The organism is Corynebacterium sp., assembly GCF_012837295.1.
Taxonomy (GTDB): domain Bacteria; phylum Actinomycetota; class Actinomycetes; order Mycobacteriales; family Mycobacteriaceae; genus Corynebacterium.
Window position 1 is genome coordinate 1 of the sequence record NZ_DURI01000233.1, and the last position, 7,876, is coordinate 7,876.

The window sequence follows — 7,876 nt, forward strand, 5'->3', positions numbered from 1 at the left end:
CACCGCCCACGGGGAGGCGGGGCCTTCGGGCCAGCGGCCGGCCAGCCACGCCATCGCGGCGGCGACCAGGGCCTCGTCCGGCACCGGGAAATCGGCGTAGTCGCCGGCGACGCGGTCGAGCAGGCCGGTGTCCAGGTCGCCGGAGGCCACCTCGGGCACGGAGAGCAGGTAGCGGCAGAAGTCGACGTTGACGCCGACGCCGGCGACGACGGTGTTGGCCAGCGCCCGGTCGAGGCGGTCGAGGGCCTCGGCGCGGTCGGCGCCGTGGACGATGACCTTGAGCAGCATCGGGTCGTACAGCGACGTGACCTCGGAGCCGTCCGCGATGCCGGAGTCCACGCGGACGCCGGGCCCGGAGGGCTCGACGACGCGGGTGACGGTGCCGCCGGTGGGCAGGAACCCGGCGGCCGGGTCCTCGGCGTAGACGCGGGCCTCGATGGAGTGGCCGGTCATGGTGACCTGGTCCTGGGTGATCGGCAGCTCGGCGCCGCGGGCGATGGCCAGCTGGAGGGCCACCAGATCCAGGCCGGTGACCTCCTCGGTGACGGGGTGCTCGACCTGGAGGCGGGTGTTCATCTCCATGAAGTAGAACTTGTCCGGGTCGGCGGCGGGGACGATGAACTCGACGGTGCCGGCGCCGACGTACCCGCAGGAGCGGGCGGCGTCGCAGGCGGCCTCGCCGATCCGCGCGCGCACCGTCTCGTCGAGAAGCGGGCTCGGCGCCTCCTCGATGACCTTCTGGTGGCGGCGCTGCAGCGAGCACTCGCGCTCGCCGAGGTGGATGACGTTGCCGTGCGAATCCGCGAGCACCTGCACCTCGATGTGGCGCGGGGTGTCCACGAAGTGCTCGATGAACAGCGAGTCGTCGCCGAACGCGCCGGCGGCCTCGCGGCGGGCGGTGACCAGGGCCTCGGCGAGGTCCTCGATGCGCTCGACGCGGTGCATGCCCTTGCCGCCGCCGCCGGCCGACGGCTTGATCAGGACGGGGAAGCCGATGCCCGGCGCGGCCTCGATGAGCTCGTCGTCGGTCAGGCCCGGGCGGGAGATTCCCGGCACGGTGGGCACGTCCCGCTTTTCGACGGTCGCCCGCGCCGAGATCTTGTCGCCCATCGTGTCGATGGCCGAGGCGGGCGGCCCCATGAAGATGACGCCGGCGTCCTCGCAGGCGCGGGCGAACGACGCGTTCTCGGACAGGAAGCCGTAGCCGGGATGGATGGCCTGGGCGCCGGTGCGGCGGGCCGCGTCGAGGATGCGGTCGGCGACGAGGTAGGACTCGCGGGCCGGCGACGGGCCGATGTGGACGGCGACGTCGGCGAGGCGGACGTGCGGGGCGTCGGCGTCGGCGTCGGAGTAGACGGCGACGGAACGGACCCCCTGTTCGCGAAGGGTGCGGATCACGCGGCAGGCGATCTCGCCGCGGTTGGCGACGAGCACCGTGTTGATGGTGTTGGCGGTGTTCTGGGCGGTGGTGGTCATGTGCTTCTCTCCTCTCTGTGCTGTCGGTGCGGGTTACATGCGGAAGACGCCGAAGCCGGCCGTCTCGAGGGGGGCTCCGCCGGCGACCTCGAGGGCCATGCCGAGGATGCGGCGGGTGTCGGCGGGGTCGATGACCCCGTCGTCCCACAGGCGGGCCGAGGAGTAGTAGCAGTGCGACTGCTCCTCGAACTGGTCGCGGACCGGGGCCTCGAAGGCCTCCTGCTCCTCGGCCGACCACTCGCCGCCGGAGCGCTCGATCTGGTTGCGGCGGACCGTCGACAGGGTCATCGCGGCCTGCGGGCCGCCCATGACGGCGACGCGGGCGTTGGGCCACATCCACAGGAAGCGGGGCGAGTAGGCGCGGCCGCACATGGAGTAATTGCCGGCGCCGAATGCGCCGCCGATGACGATGGTGAACTTGGGCACGCGGGTGGTGGCCACGGCGTTGACCATCTTCGCGCCGTGCTTGGCGATGCCGCCGGCCTCGTACTCGCGGCCGACCATGAAGCCGGTGGTGTTCTGCAGGAACACCAGCGGGATGCCGCGCTGGTCGCAGAGCTCGATGAAGTGCGCGCCCTTCTGGGCGGACTCGGCGAAGAGGATGCCGTTGTTGGCGATGATCCCCACCGGGTGGCCGTGGACGCGGGCGAAGGCGGTGACCAGCGTGGTGCCGAACTCGGCCTTGAACTCGCGGTACTCGCCGGCGTCGACGATGGTCTCGATGACCTCGCGGACGTCGTAGGGCTGGCGGGCGTCGACGGGGACGATGTCGTAGAGGTCGGTCTGCTCGCGCAGGGGTTCGCGGGTCTCGCGCACCTCCCACGGGGCGTCGGCGGCGAGAGGGAGCGTGTCGACGATCGAGCGGACGCGGTGCAGCGCGTCGGCGTCGTCGAGCGCGAGGTGGTCCGTGACGCCGGAGGTCTTGGAGTGCAGGTCGCCGCCGCCGAGTTCCTCGGGCGTGACGTCCTCGCCGGTCGCGGCCTTCACCAGCGGCGGGCCCGCCAGGAAGATGGTGCCCTGCTCCTTGACGATCACGGCCTCGTCGGACATCGCCGGGACGTACGCGCCGCCGGCGGTGCAGGAACCGAGGACCGCGGAGATCTGCGGAATGCCCTTCTTGGACAGGTTCGCCTGGTTGTAGAAGATGCGGCCGAAGTGGTCGCGGTCCGGGAAGACCTCGTCCTGGTTGAGCAGCATCGCGCCGCCCGAGTCGACCAGGTAGATGCAGGGCAGGCGGTTGGCGTCGGCGATCTCCTGGGCGCGGAGGTGCTTCTTCACCGTCATCGGGTAGTAGGTGCCGCCGGAGACCGTGGCGTCGTTGGCCACGATCATGCAGCGTCGGCCCTCGACGAGTCCGATGCCGGCGACGACGCCGGCGGCGGGGACCTTGCCGCCGTACATCTCGTGCGCGGCGATCGGGGCGACCTCGAGGAAGGGGCTGCCCGGGTCCAGCAGCTCGGTGATCCGCTGGCGCGGGAGCAGCTTGCCGCGATCCACGTGGCGCTGACGGGCCTTTTCGGGGCCGCCTTCGGCGGTGCGGGCGAGCAGGTCGCGCAGATCGGCGACCAGGGCCTCGTGCTTCTCGCGGTTGGTGGGGTCCGTCATGTCGTTCTCCGTGGGGTTGGGCGTGCGCATTGCGTTAACGTTCATTAACTCTCTGCGTCGAAACCCTACTGTGACCCGAACCACTTGCCAAGCGGAATTATGTCGTGGATCACGTGCAGGTGAAACGCCCGCAGTGAGTGACATGTCACAAAACACCGTTCCCATGCGTTAACCAGCGCTAACGCAACACCGTCGTCAAGCGTTTCAGTTAATGACGACTAACTGAACGGGGGTGCCCCCACTCTCCCCCGACCCGGAAAACCCGCCGGCCCAACCCACGCGACACCGGGCTCGCCAGGGGAAAGCCGGCGAAGTAAGGACACGGCCCGGACACAATGTGAGAAAACTTCTTCGCGGAAACATCATCTGCGCATAACATCGGTTGAACAGTGATTCACATCACCCGCGCGTGATGGCACAGCACCACCACCACCGAAAACCCGCGAGAAAGGCACACGATGAGCAATCCGCAAAACGATCTGAGCCCGCCGCCGCCCGTGAGCACCGTCGGCCTGCCCAAGGCCCGCTCCGGGGCCGGCAACGAATGGCGCATCGACGGGTACGCCACCCCCGCCGACGAGCCCATCGACCGCGAAGTCCTGGACAATCCCGCCCCCAGCGTCGGCGCGATGGTCCTGCGCCGCGCCACCGCCACCCCCGACGCCGTCGCCTGGCGCCACCGCGACGCCGACGACGAATGGGTCGACGTCACGTGGAGCCAGTTCCGCGGTCTCGTCGAAGAGCAGTCCGCCGGCCTGCTCGCCGCCGGACTGGGCAAGGGCGACGCCGCCGCGCTCATCGCCGGCACCAGCATGGACTGGGTCAACTCCGACATGGCGCTGATGTCCATCGGCGTCAACTCCGTGGCCATCTACCCCACGTCCGTGCCCGGGGACATCGAGTTCATCATCAACGACTCGAACGCCCGCATGGTCATCGCCGAAGACGGCGCCCAGGTGGCCAAGCTGCTGGGCATCCGCGATTCGATCCCCGACATCGAGCACGTCTACGTCATCGACCCCTCCTGGTCCGCCCAGACGCAGGCCGTCACCGCGCCGCAGGGCAGCTCCGAGGAGGACATCCTCGACTGGGTGTCGCCGCTGTCGGAGCTGATGGCCCAGGGCCGCGAGCTGCTGCGCCACGACGAGCACGTCGTGCGCCGCGCCATCGACGAAGTCACCCCGGACACGATCTCCACCTTCCAGTACACCTCCGGCACCACGGGCAAGCCGAAGGGCGCGATCATCTCCCACGGCGCGTGGATGAACAACATCGCCGCGGTGACCTCGACGCCGAACCTGCACCAGAACGACGTCCACTTCCTGTGGCTGCCGCTGGCGCACCTCATGGGCCGGTTCCTGCTGTACGTGTCCATCAACACTGGCATCACCACCGCGATCGACGGGCGCATCGAGAAGATCGTCGACAACCTGCAGGACGTCAAGCCCACCATCATGGGCGGGGCCCCGCGCATCTTCGAGAAGGCGTACTCCGCCATCCAGGCCCAGTTCGAGGGCAACGGCGTCAAGGCCAAGCTGGGCAAGACCAGCATGAAGCTGGCCATGGAGGCCACCGAGCTGCGCCTGGCGGGCAAGGAAGTGCCGGGCTGGCTGAAGTTCCGCCTCGGCGTCGCCGACAAGGTCGTGCTGTCGAAGATCCGCGCCGCCCTCGGCGGCAACGTGCGCATGCTCATCTCCGGTTCCGCGCCGATCAACCAGGACATCACCAAGTGGTACCTGTCGGTGGGCATGCCCATCGCCGAGGGCTTCGGCCTCACCGAGGGCTGCATCACGCACCTCACCCGCCTGGACGCCTACCGCATCGGCACCATCGGCTGGCCCTTCCCGGGCGTCGAGGACAAGATCGCCGAAGACGGCGAGCTGCTGCTGAAGAGCGCGTGGAACATGAACGGCTACCACAACCGCGAGGAGGCCACCCTGGAGTCCCTGCCGGGCGACGGTTTCCTGCGCACCGGCGACATCGCCCGCAAGGACGAGCGCGGCTTCGTGTACATCACCGACCGCAAGAAGTCCCTGTTCAAGTCCTCCAACGGCAAGTACATCGCGCCGGTGGCCATCGAGTCCGAGTTCAAGGGACTGTGCCCGCTGGCCATGGAACTGGTCGCCTACGGCGAGGGCAAGAAGTTCATGGTCGGCATGGTCGTGCTCGAGGAGAAGGCCACCCGCGAGTGGTGCGAGCGCAACGGCGGTGCGCCGGAGGACTTCGCCGAGATGACCCGGGACCCGCGCGTGGTGGCGCTGGTGCAGGCGTCGCTGGGCCGCCTCAACGAGGGCCTCAACTCGTGGGAGCAGATCAAGCGCTTCCGCATCCTCGACCGCGAGCTCACCGTCGAGGCCGACGAGCTGACGCCGAGCCTCAAGCTCCGCCGCAAGCACGTCCACGAGAAGATGAAGGACCAGTTCGAGGAGCTGTACGCGGATCCGCTGCCGAAGGGCTGCCACGAGTCCTCGGGCGTCCAGTGGGTCAGCTTCGAGCAGCAGGCGCTGCACGAGCACCCGGTGCTGGCCGAGGGCGAGGATTTCCCGCTGCCGCCGGCCCGCCACCGCAAGGCCGACTAACCGGCCAGACCCCCGAGCCGGTCCCGGCGGGCGTCGAGGCCCAGCGCCTCGAGCTCGCCGGCCAGCGCGGCGTGGAGCGCATGCGAGTCGACGTACCCGCGGTGGCGCTCCGAACGGTCCATTTTCAGTCCGCCGGTGAGGTCGACGTCGTGTCCGCGGGCGCGTCGGCCGAACTCGGCGGCCATTCCCGTGCCCGGGCCCGCCTCATCCGCCAGCACCGCCGCGATGATCCGCGCCTGCTGGCCGATGGCGCCGAAGGCCCCGGAGTTGGTTTCGATGAGGCCCGGCGCCCACAGGCCCGGCCGCTCCCGGTGCGCGAAGCCCAGGTAAAGCCGCTCCATGGCGTTGCCGTCGGGCCCGCCGAACAGGTCCCCGGCGTATGGCACCGCGTGGCGGTATCCGGTGCACGCCAGCACGAGGTCGTAGCTGCCGCGGGACCCGTCGGCGAAGACCACGTCCGGGCCGTCGAAAAGCGAGACGTCCCCGCGCACCGCGACGTCGCCGTGCCGCAGGTGGTGGATGAGCTGGTCGTTGAGCAGCGGGTGCGTTTCGAAGATGCGGTGGTCGGGCGCGGGCAGGCCGAGCTTGCGCAGGTCGCCGAAGTACAGCCGCAAGATCGCCTGCGCGCCGGCCTGCATGATCCGCGCGGGCAGCTGCGGGCCGGTGACCGTCCACTCGTCGGACGGGCGGCCGAAGATGTGCTTCGGGATGAACCAGTAGCCGCGCCGCATGCTCAGCTCCGCCGACTCCGCCGCCTGCGCCGCGTCGCACGCGATGTCGCATCCGGAGTTTCCGGCGCCGATGACCAGCACCCGCTTGCCGCGCAGCTCGTCGATGCCGCGGTACGTCGCGGAATGGCGGAATTCGCCGTCGAACTGGCCCGGAATGTCCGGCAGGTTCGGCACCGACAGCGTGCCGGAGGCGCAGATCACGTGGTCGTAGCGCTTGGTCCGCGGCTCGGAGTCCTCGCCCGCGCCGCGAATCGCGACCAGGTACCCGCCCTCCCCCGCGGGCTCCATTCCGACGACCTCGACGCCGAAGTCGATGCCCTCGGCGATGCCCTCGTCGGCGGCGAATTCGCGCAGGTAGCGCAGGATCTCGGTGCGCGGCGGGTAGTCGGCGACGTCGTCGCGGAACGGCCGCCCGGGCAGGCACGACAGCCGCTTCGACGAGATGAAATGCGCCGACTCGTACATCGGCGTCGTGGGATTGTCGATGTCCCACAGCCCGCCGACGCCGTCGTGCCGCTCGACGTGGTCGTAGTCCAGCCCGGCCTTCTTCAGTTCCGCCGCGGTGGCCAGCCCCGACGGTCCGGCCCCGATGATCAGGACGTTCATGGGCGGGACATTATTGCTTTACGACGTCCCGGGCTCGCCGTTTTCCGTAATTTCCCCCGCGCTGCGGGGACGGCCGCCGAGAGCGGCGCGGGCGATGTCGCTGATGTCGGGGTCGTCTTCCTTCGGCAGGTCCATGGCGCGGAAGGCCATGTCCATCGCCTCGTTGCGCACGGCGTCGGCGCCGGCCCAGCGGACCACGTGGCGCGAAGAGTTGATCAGGCCGGCGGCGAGCTGGACGCGGACGCGGGCGGCATCCTCGGTGAGCTCCGGGTTCGAGCGGCGCAGCGCCTCGACCCACATGGAGATGTACATGCGCTGCAGCGAACGGACCTTCTCCCGCTGCTGCGGGGCGAGGTTGCCGATCTCCCGTTCCTGCACGCGGATCCGGTCGGGTTCGGTGACGGCGAACTCGACGTGGAAGCTCAGCAGCTCCCGCAGGGTGCGGTCGGGGGCCCATTCCTCGGCGCGCGAACGGTCCATCACCGCGCGGGCGCCGTCCACGAGCCGGACGGAAATGTCGACCAGGATCTGGGCGAGCATGTCGTCCTTGCCCGAGACGTACCGGTACAGGCCGGGGCCGGAGATCCCCACGACCTGGCCGACGTCTTCGAGCCTGGTCACATGGAATCCACGGTCGGCGATCATCGCGGCGGCGGCGGCGATGATTTCCGCGTGCCTCCGCTCCCTGAGTTCGGCTCGACGTGACATGACGATCATCTTAGGTGGCCTGCGCCACAATCGGTGAACATTGGGTAACCGGGACCCGGGCGGGCCGCGCCGGACCGACGTATCGTCGGAGTCGACCGTCAAATACGCATCGATGAAGGGACTTTGAAATGGCCGGAACGACCCCCTCCCCCGAGTCCCGGTGCCCGGTCG

General features: G+C 69.6%; 5 protein-coding genes. 1 reads left to right on the plus strand and 4 read right to left on the minus strand.

Going from position 1 to position 7,876, the window contains the following annotated elements:
• Together GX015_RS07665 and GX015_RS07670 are read right to left on the minus strand one after the other, a co-directional pair.
• On the minus strand, positions 1–1,476 hold a 1,476-nt coding region (locus GX015_RS07665; protein ID WP_291344103.1), incomplete at its 3' end, for a biotin carboxylase N-terminal domain-containing protein.
• Positions 1,477–1,509: 33 nt separating this feature from the next.
• Complete coding sequence (locus tag GX015_RS07670) at positions 1,510–3,081, minus strand: carboxyl transferase domain-containing protein (RefSeq protein WP_291344110.1); 1,572 nt, start codon at positions 3,079–3,081, stop codon at positions 1,510–1,512.
• A 458-nt stretch (positions 3,082–3,539) separates the two neighbouring features.
• Between GX015_RS07670 and GX015_RS07675 the strand changes: the two genes are divergently transcribed.
• Entirely contained in the window at positions 3,540–5,660 is a 2,121-nt protein-coding gene (locus GX015_RS07675; RefSeq protein WP_291344105.1) for a long-chain fatty acid--CoA ligase, read from the plus strand.
• On the opposite strand, the gene GX015_RS07680 is transcribed toward GX015_RS07675, so the two are convergent.
• Both GX015_RS07680 and GX015_RS07685 read right to left on the minus strand, forming a co-directional pair.
• Entirely contained in the window at positions 5,657–6,997 is a 1,341-nt protein-coding gene (locus GX015_RS07680; protein ID WP_291344107.1) for an NAD(P)/FAD-dependent oxidoreductase, read from the minus strand. The genes GX015_RS07675 and GX015_RS07680 overlap by 4 nt on opposite strands.
• Before the next feature lie 18 nt (positions 6,998–7,015).
• Entirely contained in the window at positions 7,016–7,705 is a 690-nt protein-coding gene (locus GX015_RS07685; RefSeq protein ID WP_291344109.1) for a TetR family transcriptional regulator, read from the minus strand.
• Between the last annotated feature and the right edge of the window lie 171 nt (positions 7,706–7,876).

Coding starts and splice junctions, on each gene's coding strand:
- GX015_RS07670 (WP_291344110.1), bottom strand. CDS start 3,081: ATGACGGACCCCACCAACCGCGAGAAGCACGAGGCCCTGGTCGCCGAT.
- GX015_RS07675 (WP_291344105.1), top strand. CDS start 3,540: ATGAGCAATCCGCAAAACGATCTGAGCCCGCCGCCGCCCGTGAGCACC.
- GX015_RS07680 (WP_291344107.1), bottom strand. CDS start 6,997: ATGAACGTCCTGATCATCGGGGCCGGACCGTCGGGGCTGGCCACCGCG.
- GX015_RS07685 (WP_291344109.1), bottom strand. CDS start 7,705: ATGTCACGTCGAGCCGAACTCAGGGAGCGGAGGCACGCGGAAATCATC.